The 23,209-nt window shown below is 36.6% G+C and carries 15 protein-coding genes; 11 read left to right on the top strand and 4 right to left on the bottom strand.

Annotation, left to right across the window (positions count from 1 at the left end):
- Positions 1 to 37 precede the first annotated feature (37 nt).
- Positions 38 to 1,468, bottom strand: a complete 1,431-nt coding sequence (locus IGJ39_RS13675; RefSeq protein WP_019723388.1) for a helix-turn-helix domain-containing protein — start codon at positions 1,466 to 1,468, stop codon at positions 38 to 40.
- A 477-nt stretch (positions 1,469 to 1,945) separates the two neighbouring features.
- Here IGJ39_RS13675 and IGJ39_RS13670 point away from each other — a divergent pair, with 477 nt between their 5' ends.
- From IGJ39_RS13670 to IGJ39_RS13625, 10 genes are all read left to right on the top strand, one after another.
- Complete coding sequence (locus IGJ39_RS13670; protein ID WP_019723389.1) at positions 1,946 to 3,367, top strand: helix-turn-helix domain-containing protein; 1,422 nt, start codon at positions 1,946 to 1,948, stop codon at positions 3,365 to 3,367.
- A gap of 529 nt (positions 3,368 to 3,896) precedes the next feature.
- Positions 3,897 to 6,713: a hypothetical protein gene (locus tag IGJ39_RS13665; protein ID WP_410300749.1), complete on the top strand. Its 2,817-nt coding sequence runs from the start codon at positions 3,897 to 3,899 to the stop codon at positions 6,711 to 6,713.
- A gap of 53 nt (positions 6,714 to 6,766) precedes the next feature.
- Positions 6,767 to 8,464 carry a VirD4-like conjugal transfer protein, CD1115 family gene (locus tag IGJ39_RS13660; RefSeq protein ID WP_019722810.1) on the top strand — a complete coding sequence of 566 codons (1,698 nt, stop codon included), beginning with the start codon at positions 6,767 to 6,769 and terminating at the stop codon, positions 8,462 to 8,464.
- 414 nt (positions 8,465 to 8,878) lie between these two features.
- Positions 8,879 to 9,106, top strand: coding sequence for a hypothetical protein (locus IGJ39_RS13655; RefSeq protein WP_019722809.1), 228 nt, complete (start codon positions 8,879 to 8,881; stop codon positions 9,104 to 9,106).
- 34 nt (positions 9,107 to 9,140) lie between these two features.
- The gene (locus IGJ39_RS13650; protein ID WP_438764990.1) at positions 9,141 to 9,965 is read left to right on the top strand and encodes a hypothetical protein; all 825 of its coding nucleotides are present in this window, start codon (positions 9,141 to 9,143) and stop codon (positions 9,963 to 9,965) included.
- Between the two features lie 9 nt (positions 9,966 to 9,974).
- The gene (locus tag IGJ39_RS13645; protein WP_019722807.1) at positions 9,975 to 10,325 is read left to right on the top strand and encodes a PrgI family protein; all 351 of its coding nucleotides are present in this window, start codon (positions 9,975 to 9,977) and stop codon (positions 10,323 to 10,325) included.
- On the top strand, positions 10,322 to 12,664 hold the full coding sequence (locus IGJ39_RS13640; protein WP_019722806.1) for a VirB4-like conjugal transfer ATPase, CD1110 family: 2,343 nt from the start codon (positions 10,322 to 10,324) through the stop codon (positions 12,662 to 12,664). The genes IGJ39_RS13645 and IGJ39_RS13640 overlap by 4 nt, the downstream gene beginning before the upstream one ends.
- Positions 12,665 to 12,838: 174 nt before the next feature.
- Complete coding sequence (locus IGJ39_RS13635) at positions 12,839 to 15,781, top strand: lysozyme family protein (RefSeq protein WP_229049033.1); 2,943 nt, start codon at positions 12,839 to 12,841, stop codon at positions 15,779 to 15,781.
- Positions 15,782 to 15,840: 59 nt separating this feature from the next.
- Positions 15,841 to 16,776, top strand: coding sequence for a hypothetical protein (locus IGJ39_RS13630; protein WP_019722804.1), 936 nt, complete (start codon positions 15,841 to 15,843; stop codon positions 16,774 to 16,776).
- A complete protein-coding gene (locus tag IGJ39_RS13625; RefSeq protein WP_019722803.1) occupies positions 16,777 to 17,385 on the top strand; it encodes a hypothetical protein in 609 nt (202 codons plus the stop codon). It begins immediately after the preceding gene.
- A gap of 186 nt (positions 17,386 to 17,571) precedes the next feature.
- Here IGJ39_RS13625 and menA read toward each other — a convergent pair whose 3' ends face one another.
- From menA to pplA, 3 genes are all read right to left on the bottom strand, one after another.
- Positions 17,572 to 18,525 (bottom strand): 1,4-dihydroxy-2-naphthoate polyprenyltransferase, encoded by a 954-nt coding sequence (gene menA / locus IGJ39_RS13620; RefSeq protein WP_019722802.1) that lies wholly within the window; start codon positions 18,523 to 18,525, stop codon positions 17,572 to 17,574.
- A 12-nt stretch (positions 18,526 to 18,537) separates the two neighbouring features.
- Positions 18,538 to 19,635, bottom strand: coding sequence for an FAD:protein FMN transferase (locus IGJ39_RS13615; protein ID WP_019722801.1), 1,098 nt, complete (start codon positions 19,633 to 19,635; stop codon positions 18,538 to 18,540).
- A gap of 229 nt (positions 19,636 to 19,864) precedes the next feature.
- Positions 19,865 to 20,803 (bottom strand): extracellular electron transfer flavoprotein PplA, encoded by a 939-nt coding sequence (gene pplA, locus IGJ39_RS13610; protein WP_010733915.1) that lies wholly within the window; start codon positions 20,801 to 20,803, stop codon positions 19,865 to 19,867.
- A 305-nt stretch (positions 20,804 to 21,108) separates the two neighbouring features.
- On the opposite strand from pplA, the gene IGJ39_RS13605 reads away from it, so the two are divergent.
- A complete protein-coding gene (locus IGJ39_RS13605) occupies positions 21,109 to 23,040 on the top strand; it encodes an NAD(P)/FAD-dependent oxidoreductase (protein ID WP_019722800.1) in 1,932 nt (643 codons plus the stop codon).
- Positions 23,041 to 23,209: the final 169 nt, after the last annotated feature.

Genomic DNA, 23,209 nt, shown 5'->3' with positions numbered 1-23,209 from the left:
AATATACGTCTGCTTTTTCTGATTTATGCAGATAAAACTATGTATAAAGAACTGTTTCAATGTTATTCCAAAATGAGGTTGTTGGTATTTTAGAAATTTTGATCATTTTAGCTTTCGTTTTAGCTTGGTTCAGTTCGATGTCTGTTAAAACTAAATCATATTGATTGACTGTGTCGTAGTTTACTTGAAAAATGTTATCAGTATATGTATGGATACTATGAATCGCAGGGATTTTTTTGAATAACAGTTGCTTATACAGTGCAAGTGTTCTTTCTTCCTGATAAGAAACAATCAAGATAGACACCTTCTTCTTGTAAGGAAAAACGGTCGTCAGTAAAGCAGGTGATAATGAAATCAATTCTAATAGTAACTCTTCATAGAGTAATTGATTCCGTTTGATCATCATTAATCCAGCATGGTCAATGGCTTGATTATATGCTTTTAGTATCTGAGGCGAATGCGTAAATAGGATTTCAGATAAAATCTGTAGATACGTTGTTTTAAAGAATTGTCGGTTTTTATTGTAATTGATCAACTCACTCAATTTCTGAATACCTTCTTGATTCAAAGAGAAGTCTTGAGATAATGAACGATAAAAGTACTCTGAAAATTGTCGAATCCGTTGATATTCCCCCTGACTACTAGGTGCTGACTGAACACAAGGGAAATAGATTTTTTTGTCTAATAGATTTGAGACAGTTGTGGTTGTCACATTAAAACCGTATTCTTTTTCAATGATTGAACAAAACACTGTATTATTTTTTATTATTTCAAAAAAAGAAGGATCATTGATTGGATTTCCTTTATTTTCTGAGATCAAATGGCCTTGTCCGATCCGAATGATTGCTGTGTAAAGATAAAAACTATTGATAATCACTTTATATGTACTAATTGTTTGATGTGTTGCTTGCTTTTTATAGTAACGTTGTAATACATCGAATATGTGATAAAAATGGGGCAATTGCTGTGGCGTATATTGCTCACGAAACATACTACAGAAGAATTGCCTAATGTAACTTTCATCCCCAATGATTTTGAGTTTTGAGGAGATATGTATGGATAATGGCGCATTGATCTCGCTGAAATAAGTATTGATATTTGCAATGATCCGGCGAATACTTGTTTCACTTAAATATAATTTATTTGCTAATTTAGATAACGTTGGCTCTACTTCAAAAATCATCTGTAGTATTTGTACATTCGTTGATTGATTGAGTATTTGTTTGATTAAATCTTCCAAATTGATCTCTGGTGGTAATAGTAAAGAAGCTACTTGATATTTATCGGTGTTGATACAAACTGGTGCATATGTATGGTTAAAAAACACAATATCGGTCAATAATGTTTTTTTTGTTACCCCAAGTTGTTCCGCTAAAGTCGAACAGTCAATGGCGGCCATACCTAAGAGTAAAGCTAGTTTGATCTGCCTTTCAGAAGTCTTTTCAAGCATATTTGTTCGTTTTATCATACTTTTCAGATCTTCTAAAAAATAGAAAATCTGTTTTTTTCACATCCTTTATTCATGTTATAAACATTATTTTATCATATTTTTCTAATTATTCGAGTTTTTCTTTTTATTATAATCGGTGGTTATTTAAAAGTGAGATTGCCTTCTTTATTTAATAAGTATTATTTAAAAAAAAACAGCATATGATAATGTAAATAACTAGAAGTAGTCAATTGACACACGCAAAAGTAAAATTTTCTGATACATGTTTTTTTATTTCTATGATTTAACTTTTTTTATCTAGCAAAAAAAATTTAAGAATAACATGTATCTATGGACTAAATGGTCTATTTCACTTACAAATCTTTAACTATAACATCCGAGCAATGTGATCATTGAACATGTTTTTTATAAAACAGAAAAACTAATATTAAGAAATTATCGAAAAAGCTGTACGATACATTATAGGTTTTTTAAAAAGAAAGGAGCTTGTTGACTATGGGTGTACTTGAGAAACAATTAGAGAGACAAATTTCATTGCTTTATTTGCTAAATATTGAGCCATCGAATATTAGCAACCTAGCCAAAGAATTGAGTATTACAGATAAGACGATTGCGGCAGATATCGATAGTTTTAATACGGCTTGTTTTCCAGCTCGTATTGAAACCAATCAGTACAAAGAGGTATCGCTTTCGATACCAAAGAAATTGAACTTGGATGATATATTTGTCAGAATACTTAATAATTCAACAAATGTGAAAATTTTAAAGTACATATTCATTACAGAACCTTCTCTATCTGAGATTGCGACGAAATTATTTTTAAGTAAAACGAGCATCCGCAGAATCGTCGCCAAAATCAATACATATTTCTTGAAAGAAAAAATCAATGTCCAAATTAATTTAGAGAACAAATTAACGATCACTGGAAATGAAATCGAGATTCGACGTTTATTTGCTAGTATGTTCAAGGAAATTTATAAAGTAAAAGAATTTCCCTACTTCGATACGATTTATCAGATGCTCAGACGTTGTTTGAAGGCACAAAAAAGGACGGTTAGTACACCAAAAGTGATTTATTCGGTGTATTATATTTACTCTTCGATTATTCGAATTGGTAATAAACATCTTATTCCTGAGAAAGAATTGATCGACAACGAGCAGATCGTAGGTACCATCTTGGAGATCATCCAAAGTGATACAGTTTTTTGTACGTTGATGAGTCAAAAATATAAATTCAACGTCACACAAAAAAATGTTTCCAATATTCTCACTTCCTATTTTGGCCTAATGTTTACAGAAGTCCAACATCGAGATCAGAGATTAGAGCAGAATATTGAAAGATTTCTTCAAAGCTTTTACAGTCTATTAGCGATTGATATGCCGATCAACACTACGGAAATCGAATATTTTTTTGATTTTATCAATTTTTATAAAGAATTAGCCATCTTCAAAGTAAGCTATGCAGATATATTTTATAAAAAAATGATGGAGAACAATCCTAAGATCTGGCAAGCCTATCAAAAATCTTTGCAGATTGCGCAATTAAATTTTGTCGAACAAAGCGAATTATTACATAAAGAATTATTACTCGAATTAATCATTTCTTCCAATGATTTGTTACGAATGATTGAACCAAAAATACAAGAGAAGTCGATTTTATTATTAAGTTCTCAAGAAGTTGGCTTATCTCTTTTATATAAAAATTTGATTTTACATAAGCATCCATTTTTAAAAAATATTGATATCTATGAAAAGGACGTTTTTTCTATTGATTATCAATTAATCAATCAATACGATTTGATTTTGACTGATCTATCCTTAAATTTTGATCGGATCACGTCCGAAATTTTGAAAATCTCTAAAGTTCCTACTTCGATTTTTTGGAATAATTTTGAGCAGTGTCTCTATTCTTCTTAATAGAAATCGTTATGTTGGACGTTTTTTTCATCTTTTTATCAATTTTGAAAAAATAGATAGTAGAGGCAGTCGAAACTCAGGTACGCTTAAAGCACCCGCTAGTTGGTGTTAGATAGGATAGACATTTTATGAGAAAGTGAGCTGGAAAAATTAGTTGAATAAGTTAGCAATATTTTTACTGTTTGGGGTATATAGTATAGCATTCAAGGCGTTATCTTTGATATTTAAAATGCTTTGGGTAGTCACGAAAGCACTTGGGAAGTTCATTGGAAAAATGGTTAAAAAGGGATGGGAAAAAAGGGCGCAAAAAAAGGCGCTTGCACGCTCACGTGAAGTAGCTTCACAGCAAAAGGGAAATACCTTAGATCTTACGTCTATCCATTCAAGCATATTGCAAGAGAGTCGATTGAATACGCGAGTATCACAAGCCCAACAACAAAAGAATCGGCTGCACACCTATTCTGGCCAATCTCTAACGACAGGACACTCGAGATAATGCAAAGGAAAATGAGAGAGGAGTGAGTGATGGATGTCTATAGAAGATATATCTAAAGAAAAGATGCTTAGAGAAGACAAGCTTAAAGAAAGTAATAAAAGTAATATCAATGAATCATTTCTGTCTATATTTTCATATAAAAATGAAGCGATCATCAACAAGATCATCGGATCTCCAATTGATGAAAAAATCAGAAATGAAAGCAAAGATATAAATTTTGATACGACGCATAATGAGTTGATCCGTGATAAGAAAGAAAATATCGTTAAAGAGCTAAAAATTCTTGATTACCAACTAGAGATTATTCGTCTAAAACGGGACATAGCGACCATCAAGGGGATTGGAACCATCAGCTCTTCTGAGCAACAGGCTATCGATAATAAGTATGCAAAAAAACATGCGAAATTAAAAAAAGATCAAACGACCTTGGAAAGCCATCAAAAAGAATTAGACAAATATGGGAATGGTCAAAGTGTTTTAAAAGCAAATGCAAAAGACCAGCAAGTTGATTCAGCAATCGTTCTCGCATTGATCAAAAAAGACGAATTTAAAAAAGAATTGACCGCTCATAGGATAGGACTAGTAGCCAAAGAAGATGAGGTCAATAAGTTAAGGGCTGAGATTGGCAAAATCAAGAAAAGTAAAAAGACAGATCTTGAACAAAAGGTTCAATTAGCCGAAGAGAAGGTTAAAAAAATTGAGATCGTCCAAAAAGAATTAAAGGATAAGATCGATAAAGTTGAGGTAGATAAAGATCAACCAGAACCTAAGCAACGTTCCAATTCTTTTTCTGAATTTACGGCCAATAAAAATGATTCAGACGAAGTGTTAGTGTCAAAACTTCAAGCAATTAGTGCAATAAAAGAAGGATTTCAAAATGAAATTGCTGAAACAAAAGGGCTGCTTGATTATACCGAAAAGGTTGAAATAGAAGTCGTTCGTTCGGTAGAAGTGAAAGCGGAGCAAGCAAAGGAAGCAGTTGTCCTAAGTAAAGCTGATCGCGAGGCGACTGTTGTTACACCTACGATTGAACGCGAACCAACTCCAGTGATTGCGGAAGAACCAAAAAAAGATCAAGTCGATCGTGCGACTGTTGAAAAAAATCCACCGCCGATCGATGCCAATGTGATCGTGAATGAGGCACCAGAAAAAACGAAGCTACAGAAACCAATAGTGGAAGAACCTAAAAAAGAACCTGTTGTAAGCGAAAATCTTGAAAGTAAAAAAGCAGAGCTTATCAAAGCGTATGTCGAAAACCTCCAAGCAAAAGTAGAGTTGATCGAAGCTAAAAACAAGAATACTGATGTCTTATTGAAGCGGATCAAACAGAGCAATACGACCGAGGATGTGCAGTTTTTAAAGGAACTGAAGGCGGTTTTAGCTGATCCTGAAAAACTGCAAAAAATGACCAAAGATTTATCTGCTGAAAGCATCAAACAGATGGATAAAGATATCAAAGGTTTACAAGAAGAAACTCGTGGAATAAAAGAACAAACGAAGAAGTTGAGTGAATTAGATCATTCAAAATTAAAACAATCATTTTTCAGAAATTCCCGAAAAATCCGTGCAGCTAGATGGTTGCTGAATCTATGGCCGATTGCCATGATACCACTTGGTATGTCTTGGGTAGGTTCCATTTTACCATCTACAGCTATGGCTATTTTTGGGCAACAGTTTGTGAACGCTGCGATTGGTTTTGTCGCTGCCAGTTTTTTTGGTTCAAAAGCAATTATTTATGCGAAAAAGAAAATTCCTCAAGTGTTCAATAAGCTAGTACAGAAATTCCCAAGAGTATTTGGTCCAATTGCTCGTGGGTTGGCGAAAGCGCGGGAAAAAATGCCGTTTAGGAAACAAAAACAGCCAGCAGAACAAATGAAAGAAGCAACTCCAGTAAATGAAAAACTGACAGAAGGAATCGAGAAATCTGAAGTAACAAAAGAAGGGTTAACTTCTAAGGATCTCAAAGGCAAAGACAAAGTTGTAGCGATGGAAGCACCAACCAAAGAAGGTGCAAACACAGCTGAAATAGAAGAAAAACAATCAAGAGCCAAACGTGCGTGGGAAACAGTCCGTCATGCGCCGAAGCGGATGTTTGATTATGTGATGAAAAATAAATTATCCTTATTTATCATGTTGGCTGTACCATTGGCTCTAGGGATAGGTGGAATGTTTGCCCTATCTGCGCTAGTACCGATGCTTGCAACCTCTATGGCTGCGCCATTCTTGATGCAGTTAGGTGCCGTGGCTTTGATTGGTGTCAGTATTGGAATCGGTATCCAATTATTAGACAAATTTGTGTTCAAACGATTTGAAAGCCGTGTGGCCAAAAGAGAGGATCTGGCATTTGAAAACAAAGTAAAAGAAAAAGTTTTAGAAGGCCAAGAGCTAGGAAAGTGTCAATCTTTAGATTCAAAAGAATTTAGAGAGAAAGTATCTGCCATCGCAGGTCTTGATGAAAAAGCGAAAGCACCTGAGCAAGTCCTGACCAATGAGCAACAAAAAACGACAGAAAGATCTGAACGAACCTCTGAGACGGCGAAAGAATCGAAAGTCATTGAGATGAAACCAAGGGAAAGTACACAACCTCAGCCAAGTACATCGCAGACGAAGGTAGAACCAACACCCTCTGGCTCAAAAGAACCAGTCGCATTGACAAACAGAGGCAATCAGCCAATCGAACGTCGTGCAAGTTTTCCCGGTACGAGTCCAGATATCGGGCGACAAGCAAGCTTTGAGTCATTAAGAAGAAACTCATTGCAATTATCAAATGAGCGAAATAATCGAGCGCGTAGTCAGCAAACGCAGGCTCAAATTCAAAATAATAAGAAAAGTAAAACGACACAATTATAAAAATAACTTTGACTGAAAGGAAATAAAAAAATTTGAAAAATTCCCGGCAGCTTATGGTAGTGCATGTGTTAGTAATTGGTATTCTGCTTTATGTGGGTAATCGTATTGGTTATTTATTTTTAGCAGAGAATACTGGGAATTTATCATTTGCAGATAATTTACTAACAGCATTCAACCGAACATTTGAAGAACTCTCCAAATTTTCACCTCAATTTAGCTATGTAATGAGGTCATTAGGGATAGGAGCCGTGGCTGCGATTTCCTATGTACTTTTTGTCTTATATAAGACGTTTGACGAAAAGAATACACGTCCCAATGAAGAATATGGAAGTGCACGATGGGGGAAGTACAGCGACATCCGTGCATTTCTTGATAAGAAAAAAGACTTCAATATCTTGTTGACGAAGAGCGAAAGCTTATCATTATCAGGACGTATGAAGATTACACGAAACGATAATTTCAACCGAAATAAAAATGTCGTTGTGGTGGGAGGAGCCGGTAGTGGTAAGACGCGATTTTATGTAAAACCTAACTTGATGCAAATGCATTCCTCTTATGTCGTCAGTGATTCTAAAGGCTTATTATTAGCTGAAACAGGCAAAATGTTTGAAGAAGCGGGTTATCAAATCAAGATTTTTGACTTGATCAACCGAAGAGATACGCATCAGTACAACCCGTTTCAATATATCCAAACAGAGGATGATATCTTGAAAATCGTGAACAATCTTATCAAAAATACGACGAACCCAGATAAAAAAGGCGGAGACGATTTTTGGGAAAAAGCTGAAACAGCCCTATTGATGGCTATTTTTAGCTATTTGATCCAAGAAGTAACCGCAGAAGATCGGACGTTAGGAAACGTGATTGAATTAGTCCGTTTAGCAGATATTGAAGAAGATGTGCCTGGCTATGTCAGCCCACTAGATATTTTATTCAATGAGTTAGAACAAAAAGATCCGACAAACTTTGCGGTATCACAGTACAAGATTTTTAAACTTTCTGGTGATAAAACGACGAAAAGTATCCTAGTCAGTCTAGGCGTGCGGTTGTCACCATTTGATATCCCAAGTATCAAGGAACTCGTTTCACAAGATACACTTGAGCTGGATACAGTTGGTGATGTCAAAACGATCCTCTATATCTTATTGCCTGATACAGATACCAGTTTCAACTTTTTAGCGAGTATGATGTATCAGCAATTATTTGACATGTTAGTTTATAAAGCCGATAACGTTTATAAGGGACGATTACCTTGTCATGTCCGTTGTATCCTAGATGAGTTTGCCAATATTGGACAAATTCCTGATTTTGAAAAAGTGATTTCGGTTATTCGAAGCCGTGAAATCTCCACAAATGTCATTTTACAAAATATCAGTCAGCTAAAAACTTTGTATAAAGATACGTGGGAAACGATTATTGGGACCAGTGATGTCTTTTTATATTTAGGCGGAATGGAACAAAGTACGCACGAATATATCTCAAAATTGTTAGGGAAACAAACGATTGAACAAAGAAATACAAGCGTCACCAAAGGGAACAATGGTTCCTTTAGTGAGAACTTCCAGAAATTAGGAAGGAACTTGATGGACCCTGATGAAGTGGCAAGTCTCAAAGGACAAGAATGTATTTTGAAAATCCGCGGAGTCCATCCGTTTTTATCAAAGAAATATGATATTGTGAAACATAAAAACTATAAGAAGTTAGGCGACGTAACAGATTCCTATATGTATGAACGAAATCTATCTGCTTAGCTAGTTTGATCAATGAATCACTCATAATAAATAGAAAGCACCTTCATTCGAATGCTAGACTGAGAATGTGGTGCTTTTTATTAGCTACAAAAGGCTGGTTCACTGAAAAAAACAGTGAAATTTGGCCATTTCATTCATCGTAGGTGGAAGAAATATAGAAATAGCCAGTAAGAATAACATGTAGGCGGTTTATTATCGAAGGTTAATTGTAAAGGATGGTTCTAGTCCTTAAAACAAAATTCATTTGCTAATAGGCGGTTATCCAGTTTATCTACTAAAGGAACGGGCCGTATTCATTCTAAAATTTCTAATGGAAGAAATAACTGATACAAGTAAACAGAGAATTTCGCATATACTAAATTTATGAAATAAAATAAAAAAATATTTTTACAAAAAAAGGAGATTAGCAAAATTATGAATGCACAATTATTAGAACAAGTATTTGGATTAGTTTCACAGTTTACATTAATTGGTGGTGGATTATGGTTGATTTGGGGAACAATTATCCTTGCTGGTGCGTTAAAAGATAAAAATGGCCCTCAATTACAACAAGGGATTTGGCAGATTGTTGGTGGTGGATTGATTCTAGTCGCTGCAGGTTGGTTTGCTACTTCATTCAACATTGGATCGTTTTTACCATAATCGTTACGCAAAAAGAAGAGTAGGAGTATAGCATATGGAATCTGCAATTATGACTATCTTTGATCAAATCATGACATTTCTTAATGGGGACGATTTAAAAAATGTTTTAGGAATGGATTTACGAAGTTACATATATGATGCCTACAGTTTAGTGGAACGACTACAGCAACACGTAGTTGGGCCACTTGCTTTATCCATTCTAGCAATTTTTATCCTATTAGAGTTTCAAAAAATCTCAACGAAAGTTGAAGGTGCAGGTGGAGCTCCCATGTTAGGATTTGAGATGATTATCAAAGCATTGATCAAATTCGTCATTTGTTACATAGTTATTTTAAGAATTCAAGATATTTTAGATGGTATGGTTATCATTGCCGGCAATCTAACCACTAGGATTTTAACAATTGGAAATGCTTCAGCTGTAAGAGATACAGCAGATGCAGTGAGACAAGCGGTCTCTCAACTAAGTTGGTGGTCACAATTAGTCGTATTACTCGTGATGTGTATCCTGTTTTTAGCATCACTTGTTGTGCGCGTACTGGTTCAAGTCACCATTTATCTTCGTTTTTTGGAGATGTATATATTTTGTGCAATGGCACCAATTCCGATGAGTGCTTTACCAAGCCAAGAGTTTTCAGTGATGAGCAAGGGATTCTTCAAAAATTTCGCTGCACTCGGTCTACAGGGAACATTCATCGCGTTAGTATTGGTCATTTATCTGACGATTTTCCATCGTATCATGGAAGAAGTTGGTTCAGGAATTTTTGGGATTATTTTAGGTTTGACAGTTTACATGATTGCTTTATTGCTTTCTGTAAATAAAACTAAGGGATGGGCAAAAACATTGATGTCAGCATCGTAAGGAGGAACTATGGCAGTTGAGGTAAAGATACCAAAGGATATTAAAGAATATAAAGAAAAGGTAATTGCAGGAATGAATTTAAAGCAGCTGCTTTGTTTAGCTATTGCAGCTGGAGTAAATGTCTTAATCAGTTTGATTTTCATTGCAGGATTAAAGATTCCTATGGAAATCACAAGTTGGTTTATGATTCTTTCATCCATTCCAATCGTTTCATTTGGCTGGTTTAAAAGAAATGGCTTGACATTTGATATCTATCTTAAACAATTTTTCAAATACCACGTGGCACCAGGGACACGAAAAAAGAAGCCTAAGGAAGAAATGAATAAAGAAATTGAAGATGTAGGCGGGCAAGAAACATGATGAAGTTAAAAGCGCTCAAAGCGTTAAAACCAACTAAAAAACCAAAAGATGAGGAAAAAGAATTTATTAGTAAACCTAAATCGAAGAAGAAAGAGGATATTGATCCTTTTAGAGATACGTTTAGGTTTGAAGAGATTTATGAAAGTGGTATTTGTAAAATCGATGAATTTACCTATTCATTGACGCTTGAGTTACAAGATATCAATTATCAATTATCTTCTGACGATCATCAAATTGAAATTTTCTCTCAATACTGCGACTTTTTAAATTCATTGAGTAGTAAGACAAAGTTGCAACTCACTGTTTATAAAAAGAAACGACCGCTTGCTGATTTGCAATCGGTTCTTTATTACAAGGCAAAAAATGATTTCCTCGATTCATATCGTGAGGAAATGAATCAAGTCATTTCAAGGAAATTAGATGAAGAAAAAAATGGTTTCAAAAAAACGATCTTATTTACTTTTGTGCAGAAACATCCTACGTTGGAGATCGCGCAAAAAGAATTAGAGATGGTAGCAGATCGTTTTGAAATGTTTGCTAGTCGCTTAGGCAGTCAAGCAAAAAAGGTAGAAAAAACAAAATTATTACATATGATTTCCGAAATTTTATTAACGAATGACAAGACGGTTAAGACAGAAGTCGATGAGGTACTACCTGAAGTCATGGAATTTAAGGAAAACAAAAACCACGTAAAAATAGATGATCACTATGCAAAAACATTATATTTACAAGAATACCCTTCTGAATTATCAGATACGTTTCTTTTTGAAATGTTAGAAATCCCTCGTGAAATTGTTGTATCTTTACATATTGAACCAATGGATCAAGATGAAGCCTTTGATTTAGTGAAGACGAAATTGGCTTTTATGGAACAACAAAAAGTGGATGAGCAGAAGAAGGCGTTACAAAGTGGGTATGACTTTGAGATGCTCTCTTATGAACTTTCTTACTCACTAACAGAAGCCAAAGGTCTGGTGGATGATCTCCAAAACAGGGGACAAAAATTATATGCGATAACAGGATCTGTCTATTTCCATTCACCAACGAAAGAAAAATTGGCTGAAGTCCATGATGAAATAAACTCAGTGTCTCGTCGCTTTGGATTTAAACTTATTGAATTGGAATTCATGCAAGAAAATGGCTTGAATGCGACATTACCGTTGGGAATCAATGCAATCCCATTAGATCGAACACTTTCAACAGCCAGTACCGCCATTTTTATCCCATTCACGATTTCGGATTTGATTCAAGAAAATGGGAAGTATTATGGTGTCAATGCAATTTCAAAAAATATTCTTTCACTCGATCGAAAATTATTAAAAGCACCGAATGGATTTGTTCTAGGAACACCAGGTTCTGGTAAAAGTTTCTCAGTCAAGCGTGAAATCGTCAATGTACTACTACGCGATGCAGATGATGAAGTCATCATTATTGATCCTGAGCGAGAATATTCTGTCATTGGTCAAAATTTCAACGGTGAGATCATCAAAATCTCGAGTGATTCACCGACAACGATCAATCCCATGGATATCAATGAGAACTATGGAGATGATACTGATCCAGTCGTGCTAAAATCAGAGTTTTTGATTTCGTTATTTGACCTGATCATTGGTGGTGCCTTGGGGCTAAGTTCGGCACAAAAAACGTTGATTGACCGTGTTTGTCGTCGAACGTATGAAGTGTTGAATGATCGTACACCAACATTCATTGACTTTTATAATATTTTAAAAGAACAAGAAGAAGAAGAAGCCAAGCAATTAGTCATGGATCTAGAAATCTATATTGAAGGAAGTTTGTCAGTCTTTTCTGCAGAGACAAATGTCGACATTACCAAGCGTTTAGTGATTTATGATATCAAGGATCTAGGAAAGCAATTGAAAACGATGGGGATGCTGATTGTATTAGACCAAGTATGGAATCGAATCACGACCAACCGTGAACGTGGTGTTCGTACGTGGTTATATATTGATGAAATGCAGCTTTTGTTTACGAATGAATATTCTGAGAACTACTTCTTTGAACTATGGAGTCGTGCACGAAAGTGGGGAGCGATCCCGACTGGTATTACCCAGAACGTCGAAACTTTACTATTGTCCGATTTAGCTCGACGGATGTTGTCAAATAGCGATTTTATCATGATGTTGAATCAAGCAAAATCAGACCGCACACAGCTAGTTAGACTGTTTGATATTTCAGAAGAACAAGAAAAATACGTAGTGAACTCTCCAGAAGGGTATGGTCTTATGGTGTTTGGGGATACAACGTTACCCTTTTATGATCATTTCCCTAAAGATACACAGCTCTATAAGATGATGTCAACGAAACCTGGAGAAACTTGATAGGCATACGGGAAAGGAAACAGGAAAGTGGCTGATTCAAAAATTTTAGACAAGAACAGGGCAGGTAAGAATGCTACAACTACCAGTAAAAATAATAAAAAAATGGTAGTAAGAGGTAGCAAACTATCTTTTAAAAAAGATAATTCTATTAGTACTTCTCGAAGAAAAAAGCTGATGAAGTTATTGAAGGGGAACAATCCTCATATCAAAAGAAAATCACAGCAAACGATTTTTCAGAAGAACAAAAGTAAAAATGATAAAAACAATGTGAATCAGAAACCTTTAGATAGAACTGCTAAAGGCAAACGAGTCAACACCCAGAGCATCCATCGACGACAAAGAATTCGTGATAGTCGAAGGGATGAGCTAAAGCAACAGCAACATGATTCAATGATGCGCCCTAATAAAGTCGATACACCCATCGCTCCTGCTCCTGTTGCTAATAACAACACAGATCAAAAAAAAGAAAAAGCGAACACTCAAGCAATTTTTAATCAAAAGAACCGCCATCAACAGATTCGTGAACAACAAAAGAAAAATACTACCTACAAAGGATACACCAGTAAAGCAAAATTAGAAAAGCAACAAGGACAACAAGAAAAAATTAGTTCTAACACAACAAATATACGTCATAAAAATCAAAAAAGAGCCTTACATCTTTCTAAAAATGAACAGCTTGAAAAAAAGAAAAGAAACAATAAGCGAAAAGAAGGAAAAAAGAAGGTTGCAGCTAAAAGGAATATGCGGGCCAAATTAGATAATATGTTGAAAGATCAAATTTCGCCTAAAAATCCTTTTAAAAATAAAATCAAAGACTTGATTATTGATAAGGTTGGGCGAGATGAAGAGGGTAATTTGAATTTGGTTGGTATGCTTATCACCATACTTATTATTCTAAAGTTACCTATCTTATTGAAATTGATCGTAGTCATCTTGATTGTTGCAGTGATCATTGCGATCATTGCAATCTTCGTTTCTTTTTGGACAACGATTTTAAGTTTATTTGTCGTAAAAACAGAGTCGATGATGATTACCGAAGCATACAACTATGTCACGTGGTTAGATACTTATAAAAACAAAGAGGTATATGATACGTACAATCGACTAGTTGATGATCCGGAGCATGATGAGGTTTATTTTGAAGTAAACGGGATTGAATCTGATCCAGAGCAATTTATGTATGTATCCAATGGAGATAACTATATCTACTACTTAAATGCAAAATTTGAAGATTATGATATCGATAATATTGCCATTGCTACCTATCGAAAAAGAGTGGCTGAAAAAACAGGTGTCTGGATTCCATGGTCATGGAGGGATAACACATATGCTGTTTTTCAGGACGCACCACACCCATTATCACCTGAACCTATCAAAGTATTCACTGTAAAAGATGAAATCCATGCATTACATGACATGGTCTACAACTACACGACCGTCATTGAAAAAGACAAAGAAGTTGAAACCGTTGTGATCACGGTGGATAAAGAAACAGGTGAAGAGCATACTGAAGTAAAACGTGAGAAAAAAGATGTTGCGACCGTCAAAATCAATGTCCAAACAATTGGTGAAATGTTTGACTCGGATCCTGAAGTAGAAGTCTATGTGGCTAGGCGTTATTCAAGAGATGACGATTACTATGGACGAGTCATTGCTTTTGATGAAGATGAAGTAGATAAATATTACCCAATCATGGAGAAAGATCGCTTTGAAGATAAAATTTTCATGGCTAATCCATTTGGTAAGATGAACTACGCAAACGTGGTGGATAATTTTGGCTATCGTCGACGTGATCCCAATACGCAACATTACCAAATCGCTTTGGAAGCAGAACCTGGAACACCTGTTTATGCCACCACCTTTGAGACAGTGGAAAGTATCAACTATAGTTATCAGGCTGGTCATACAGATGGTTCAGCGCCTGTAACAACAGCAATAGAAACGGATACAGGTCTATATTATGCGTATTATGTCAATATTGATCCAGTAGTGAGGCCAGGAAGAACCTTAGAAGCAGGTGATTTGATTGGCTATACAAGAAATCAGTTTGATGGGAATTTATTAGTTGCGATGAAAGAATATCGCTTTTGGCATAAAGATCCTGATGTTTATCCAGCGATCTACATCAATAATTTAGTCTTTAGTACGGATACCAACTTAGCCTATATGCGTAATGGTGGTGGGTTACATGGGAATCTGATCAATCCCCCATTAGCAGTTACTAAATGGCAAAACAGAGTTGCGGAACAAACGAGCAAACATGGCATTGAAGCATTTACTAATGCCATTTTATCCATGATATGGGTAGAATCTGGTGGAAATGAAGCCATTCAGCCAGATATCATGAATGCGCAACTGGCACTATCATCTCCAGACCGAATCACTACGCCAGAGGAATCGATTGAAAAAGGCGTCGAATATTTTGCTTATCTGCTCAAAAAAGCACAAAGCAATAATCTGAATGGTCTGGCAGCGGTTCAAGCCTATAATTATGGCGAAGCGTATCTTGATGATCTGATCAAACGAAATGCGCCTTATTCCTTTGAAGATGCGCGCTTGTATGCGCAAATGAAAAGTAATAATCAAACCATTCCGTTCAATCATATCGTCGCGCAAGGATTGGGCTATAACTGGCGATACATCTTTGGCAATATGTTTTATACCGCCATGGTTACAAGAAATATCATGGCAGATACAGGCAGATTAGCTGAGCTTGCTAGAAGAGAACTTGGTAATCCGAATGGTGAGAAGTATTGGCGATGGGCTGGATTCAACAATCGAATGGAGTGGTCAGCTGTATTTGTTTCGTGGATAGCGAATGAAGCGGGATACTTGGAACAAGGACGAGTATTGAATACAGCAAATGTTCTTGATATGAAAGAATGGTTTGAGGCGAATGATAAGTTCAAAACACATGATGAAAACTATGTTCCTCAATCTGGTGATCTTGTATTTTTTGACTGGACTGGTGGAAGAACAGGAAAAGATCATGTAGGAATCGTTGAATATTCTGGCGGAAATATTATTCAGGTCATCGAGGGTAACTCTGACAATCTAGTAAGAAGAAGAACTTACGCCATTGGAAGTAATGTTATTTCAGGATATGGCCTGCCATAAGAAGATAACACTGAAACTAATTGACAGATGGTTTAGAGGATATCTTGAAAGGAGGAAATATGTTAAAAAATTTTTTAGAAACAGAGTCAGGTAAAAAAATAATTATCGGACTTGGATTGTTTGTTGCTGTGGTTGCTGGACTCGTAGGGTATTCATTAATGAATACTGCACAAGAAAATACAGGTAAATCAACAGACTCAACGACAGAAGAACAAGCAACAACAGAGTCAAGAGATCGTTTTAACGCAACGATCTACAGTGGCACCTGGTACTCTAATCTACCAGATGATACAGAAATCGTATTAGCAACTGATGGAACCTATAAAGTCTCCAGTGATTGGTTTGAATCAGGGACCTATTATTTAAATACAAGTGGTCAGGTAGTTTTAGAAAACGATAATAAGCAAACCAAAGAATTTGCCCTACAAACTAAGATGGGAAATACGATCTTATATCGAGAAGATGATGGGGAAGATGTGTATCTTTATCCTACAGAAGAAGTAAAAGCGCAGTTAGAAGCAGAAATTTCTGAGCAGATTGAAGCCGCGCAACGAGCAGTTTCACAAATGTGGATGGATATCTTGATGCAAGGAACATGGGAAAATACGAACAATAGTCGTTCCTTTACATTAGAGTTTGGAGAAGACACATTTACTCAGAAAAAAATTGAAGAAGGGAGATCAGATGAAGAAGTAACGTTTGAGTATCGAATTGTTTCATTTGATACCGATCATGAGGGTGCCAACTTTGTCGTCAATCGAACAGACAGTGGGAATCTACAAAAAACAATCACTTTTAGAATCACTGAAGAAGCGAATCAATACAGGCTGCTTGGAAATGAAGGAAGCTTCCAATGGAACACACTATTTGAAAAGCCGTATGAGTCTGTACAAATGACACAAGATGGGACGAGTCGTTCAGACTCCTCAAGAACACAAGAAACCACAGATGAAGAGGGCAATACAGTCACTATAACAGAAAGAGATGTGACCTAAATGCATAATAATACAGACAAAGATCCAGAAATCGATAAGCTCGAGAATATTTTTAAAAGAATGTTTCAAAAAGGGCCAATTTGGCTCTATAGATTCGTAAAAACAGCTTTCCGATTAGGAATGAAAGTATATCGAAAAGTCCAAGTATTTCGACAAAAACGTAAAGAAGCACGAGAAAATCCAAAAAGTAAAGAGCCAAAAGAAAAAGGCATTCTAGGCAGAGCTTGGCATTTCTTAAGGCAAAAATACAGAACGTATCAGCAAAATCGTGCAGATGGAAGAGAAAAGTTAATAGACAAAGAGTCAAAAGACAAGGGAACTTTGTCTAAAGCCTGGAACTCTATTAAGCGGAAACTTGTTATTAGTAGAGACCATCTGACCAGAGAACAGGGGACTGCCTCAATGTCCCATGGACGAAGTTCAGCTGAAAAGCCCTTACTGTCTAGAAGTAATTCAGCTGAAAAAGGCGGCACTCCAGATGGAAAGCCAAGACTATCCGCAATGACGAATAGAGCGAATAGACAAGCAAAACTACACAATGATGCATTAAGAACTCAGGGATTGACAAGAAATCCACTAGCAAAAGGTACACCATTACCAACGAGATAGTCTGTAGATCTAGAGAAAGAGGTCGGGAAAGAAGTGTTCAGCATCGAGAAATAAGGCGCCATCCACGAAAATTGTTTTTCAAATTTTTGTGGATGGCGCCTTATTTCCGATGAGGTTACTTCTGTTCCCGCCGTTTATTCGGTTTTAGGTGGTACAAGAGGACTAATGTCCCAGACACTTTTATGTCTATAGTTGATTGAGAAGAATCGTTGCGAATAAACCAAGTGCATAACTACTGTTGAACAAAATCATATTTTTGATTGAATAGCTAAAACTGATAGGCTGCGGCAGACTCTCTTTGAATAGCTGAAGATTAAGATATATTTTTGGTAAAGTCAAGAAAGCCAGAAGGATCGGCCATTGATAAATACCACTGATCAGACCTATTAAAAGAATCAGATAGCACGCATACATCAAAAGTTGAAATAGCATGATACCGATTGGACGACCAATGTAGAAAACTAACGTGTACCGATGATTTTCAATATCTCGCTCCAAATCGCGTAAATTATTCGCTAACATAATATTGGCTATCGTAAAAACAAGTGGGAGTGCTGCAAGAAAGATGGCGGCTACTGCCCAGATATTGCCAGATAAATTGAAGGTGCCAGTTGCTAAAGACAGGGTTAAATCAAATAGATCGCTACGATGAGTGTTGATATAGATGACCATCGTAAAGATCCCTAAACCCATGGTAAAACCGCTGAAAATCTCTCCTAATGGCATACGTGATAAAGGGATAGGACCAAAAGTATAAAAAATCCCAATAAAACAACAAATCATACCCATCAGCAACAATAACCAACCGGTCCGCAATGTCAGTAATATACCAATGACTAAGACAAAAGCAATCATCCCTAAAATCATGTTTCGTACGAGTTTTGGTGAAATACCAGTCCGTCCAATGACGTTCTCTTCATATTTATAAATTTCCGAATGTGCTTTTTCATAATCCATATAGTTATTGATTGCGGTAGTGGCTAAGTCAAAGACAAGCATACCAATAAAAAACAGTAAAGTGTTCAGCCACTGTATTTCGTGAAAAAAAGCGATAGAGAATAAAACCCCTATCGCAAAAGGAAATACACTAGCGACCTTCGTACGTAGTTCAACTACTTCTAAAAAGATTTTTAGTGTCATATCAGTTACTCCTTAGTTTAATTCAGAACGATCGCCCATAGTATATTTTGAATCTTCAGCGAGTTTGAAAGTGTCTTTGATTGGATCTGTCACATAGACCTTATCATCTTTTGTCACAAAAATCGCCTCAGTTCCATCATTCAGTTTATCCTCGATATAAGCCAAGCCATCTTTGACACCCATGGCGAAGACCGCAGTAGATAGTCCGTCTCCATCAATGGATTGATCGGTGATGATCGTGACACCAGCGATGTCGTTGTCAAAAGGATAGCCAGTTTTAGGGTCGAACAAGTGATGATATTTCATGCCATCAACTTCCAAGTAGCGCTCATAGATTCCAGATGTGACCAATGTTTTATTTCGTTCTTTGATCGAGCCGAGGATCGTTCCACGGGCAAGATTCGGATCTTGGATACCAACTGTCCAATCTTGATCTTCTCCTCTAGGACTGTGTCCAAGAACATAGACATTCCCACCTAGATCGACGATCGCCGTCGTTACATCATGTTCTTTCAAGACTTTGACGACTTCATCAGTGATGAATCCTTTCGCAATGGCACCTAGGTCAAGGATCATGCCTTTTTCTTGCAAGTAAACCGTCTTTTCTTCATCATTGAATTGGACTTTATGATAATCCACTAACTTCAATGCTTCATCGATTTCTGCTTGTGATGGTTTACGTGCATCGTCAAAGCCGATACGCCATAGTTGTGTGATTGGACCGATTGCCATATCAAAGCCTCCATGAGAGTCCTCGCTGTACTCATACGCACGTTTTAATAAACGGTACACATCGTCAGATACTTTGACTGGTTGGATTCCTGCTTGTTGATTGATTTCATCAACTTCGGAGCCGCTTTGATTGATCGTGATTTTATCGCCTAACTCTTTGACTCGGTCAAAAGCAGGTTTTAATACGTCTTCTTTCCCTTCATCGTAGATACGGATACGAACGTAAGTACCAAGCAAAAATTGTTCGTCTGTGTAAGGGTCAGAAAGCAGTGAAGTGTTGTTCTCTTGTTTTCCTTCAGTTGTTTGATCTGTGCTGCAACCCGCAATGGTCAGTAGGCACAAGAGCAAGACAAAAGGAAGTAATCGTTTCTTCAACATCTATTCCTCATTTCTTTTTATCTATTTCATGTTCCGCATAAAGAGAAATCTCTAAGCGAAATCAAAAGTAAGTTCATGCTTTGTATTCTAATATAATCTGGCAGGAATGAACATCTTTTTTTCGGGGGATGTGGCGTTTGTAGGGATAGCACAGAAAAAGAGATGTGACAGTTGCCACATCTCCAAAAGGATTATCGTAAAGGCAGATGAGCCTTCTGTTAGACAAAGTTTATTTTGTCACAATGTTATCGACTTCAATTGTTTGTGTATCGCCTTTTTCAGCAGCATTGACTAATTGTTGTGCATACATGATGAATGAATGTGCACTGTGAGTTGCGCCAGTTACTACTTCTACATCTGCTGGAGAACCATCTTCTTCGCCCATTGCTGAAACAAGTTCATCGTTTAATTCTGGGATGTAAGTTTGAGGGTCAGTACCAGATTTTTCTTTCATCTTTTCGTTGTACTCTGTATCATCTTGTTTTGATTTGCCATCTGCATCGATGTAATCAAAGTTTGATTCAGTGACTTTGCCATCTGCAACTGTCAATTCAAATTGCACACGATAGCCATTTGAATAGTTTTTCTCTTCTAACTTGTATGTGCCGTCTTTAAGTTCTGCACCATTATCGATTTCAATCGTTTCAGTGTTACCCGCTTGAGCCGCTTGGATCAATTGTTGTGCGTAGTTTTGGAAACTTTCTGATGAATGTGTCGCACCAGTCACAACTTCTACACCACTTGCGCTTTGTGCGCTTAGCAACTGTTCATTTAATTCAGGAATGAATGTTTCTGGATTTGTACCAGCTTTTGCTTTCATGTTTTCGTTGTATTCAGCATCATCCATTTTAGATTTGCCATCTTCGTTCACATTGTCATAATTAGACTCAGTGATCTTGCCGTCTTTTACGACCATTTCAAAGACTGAACGGTAACCATTAGAGTAGTTTTTTTCTTCTAACTTGTATGTACCGTCTTGTAATTCTCCACCAGCAACGATTTCTTTAGTTGATTCTGTTGTACTAGTTTCTGTCGTAGAAGATTGTGCAGTAGAAGTAGAAGAAGATGTACTACTTGAACTATCATTGTTATCTGATCCACAAGCTCCTAGCATCAATGTTGAGAATGCTAATACCGCAAACCCCGTAACAAACCGATTTTTCTTCATTTTTTAACCCCGCCATTTCATTTTTTGTCCACAAATTCCTTGTGATTCATTATACATTCTAATGGATATCATCAATAAGTCAACCGTTTTACAAAAATAACGACAGTGATTTAATTGAGCGTTTTCTTTCTGGAAATTTCGTGAAAAACAGGCGTTTTTATTGTAATAAAAAAAACATAAAAAGGTGTTAGACAAATATACAAAACATCTATATAATGTATAAAGATTGTGTAATCATTATCAAATTGAAAAAACGATCAACTATTAATAATTTATATAGATGAAAAATAAGGAGCGGATATTCAATGACAAAGCAAAATATTGTCGTTGTGGGTGCTGGTTATGCGGGTGTTTCAGCTACAAAACACTTAGCGAAGAAACTGAAAAAAGAAGACGTAACAATCACATTGATTGATCGTCATTCGTACCACACGATGATGACAGAACTTCACGAAGTTGCAGGCGGACGTGTGGAACCAGAGGCGATCCAGTACGATTTACAACGATTATTTGCAAGACAAAAAAATGTAGATTTAGTGACTGATACAGTAATTGGCATCGACAAAGAGAAAAAAATCGTCAAAACCAAATTAGGCGCTTATCCATTCGATCAATTGATTTTAGGTATGGGTGGTGAACCAAATGATTTTGGTACACCAGGTGTTAAAGAAAATGGCTTTACTCTTTGGTCATTTGAAGATTCCGTTAAGATCCGTAAGCACATTGAGAAAACAGTCGAAAAAGCAGCATTAGAACCAGACGAAAAATTGCGTAAGGCAATGTTAACGTTTGTTGTATGTGGTTCTGGGTTTACTGGGATTGAAATGATCGGTGAGTTAGTGGATTGGAAAGATCGTTTAGCCAAAGACTACAAACTAGATGCAAATGAGATTACACTAATGGTTGTTGAAGCAATGCCAACGATTTTGAATATGTTGGATCGTAATGATGCAGCCAAAGCAGAACGTTATTTAAATAAAAAGAATGTTGAGCTATTGTTGAATGCGCCAATCGTTGAAGTCGCTCCTGACCATATCAAATTAAAAGACGGTCGTGAAGTGCCTACGCATACCTTGATTTGGACAGCAGGTGTTAAAGGAACAACCGATGCGGCTGATTTCGGATTAGAGACTGCACGTGGCCAACGTTTAGTAGCAAACGAATATATGCAAGCAAAAGGCTATGAAGAACAAAATATCTACATCATTGGTGATTTAGTGTATTACGAAGAATTCCCTAATACACCAACACCACAGATCGTTCAAGCCGCAGAACAAACCGGTCATACAGCTGCAGCGAATATCGTGGCTTCGATCAAAGGTGGCGAGAAACATAAATTTAAAGGGAACTACCAAGGATTTATGGTTTCTGTCGGCGCCAAATGGGGTGTAGCGAACTTATTTGACAAGATCCATTTAAGTGGCTTTTTAGCAATTATCATGAAGCATATCGTCAACTTGAAATATTTCTTTGATATCCGTTCAGGTTATTATATGTTCCAATATATGATGCACGAATTCTTCCATATCAAAGATGATCGCAATGTGACTCGTGGACATTCTTCTCGTTACGGCAATGTTTTATGGAGCGTCCCATTACGAATCTTCTACGGTCTCGTTTGGTTAGTTGAAGCTTCTAAGAAAATGATTGGTAACGGTGAAGTATTAAAACCAAGTACTTGGTTTGGTGAAGGTTCATGGTTTACTGGTAACAGTGTGTTCCCTTGGACTTGGGAATACAATGTAGCAGATGTAGCAAGTGGTGCTTCAGCAGCAGGTGATGCAACAACAGCTGCGAGCGGTGCAGGTGCAACAACTGGAGAAGCAGCAACACAAGCGGCACATTTTGGCTTGAGCTACGCATATGGTGAAGAACCAATGGCAGTGATCGATAAATCACCAGACTGGTTCAACAGCATCATGCAAGTCATCATGCCAAATAACGATGTAGCGATGTTCTTCCAAAAATTCATGGTCTTCTTTGAAATTGCGTTAGCGTTAGCATTGATTGCCGGTTTATTCACTTGGTTATGTAGTGCAACAACGATTGTTTTAGTTATTACATTCTGTATTTCTGGTATGTTCTACTGGGTAAACATCTGGTTCATCTTTGTGGCGTTTGCCTTGATGAATGGTTCAGGTCGTGCGATCGGTTTGGATCGTTGGGTGATTCCTTGGTTACAGAAAACACTCGGTAATTGGTGGTACGGGAAACCAAAGGCACGTTACGGCGAATAGAGAAAGTTAACAATTCAAATAATCCAAATGATTTTAGCAACTAAAATCATGATATGAGAAGAAATAAGGAGGAGCTTGGGGTGTGCAAACATTCCAAGCTCGTCTTTTTCTTAAATAGGTTCGTATAAAGATGATGAATCGCTCAAATCCTTGAATTAGCTGTGTTGTG

Origin of the sequence: Enterococcus sp. AZ140 (genome assembly GCF_051714405.1) — a bacterium.
In the GTDB taxonomy this organism is placed as follows: Bacteria; Bacillota; Bacilli; order Lactobacillales; family Enterococcaceae; genus Enterococcus_B; species Enterococcus_B pernyi.
Note: the sequence above shows the minus strand (reverse complement) of the source record. Positions and strands in the feature narration are given on the sequence as shown.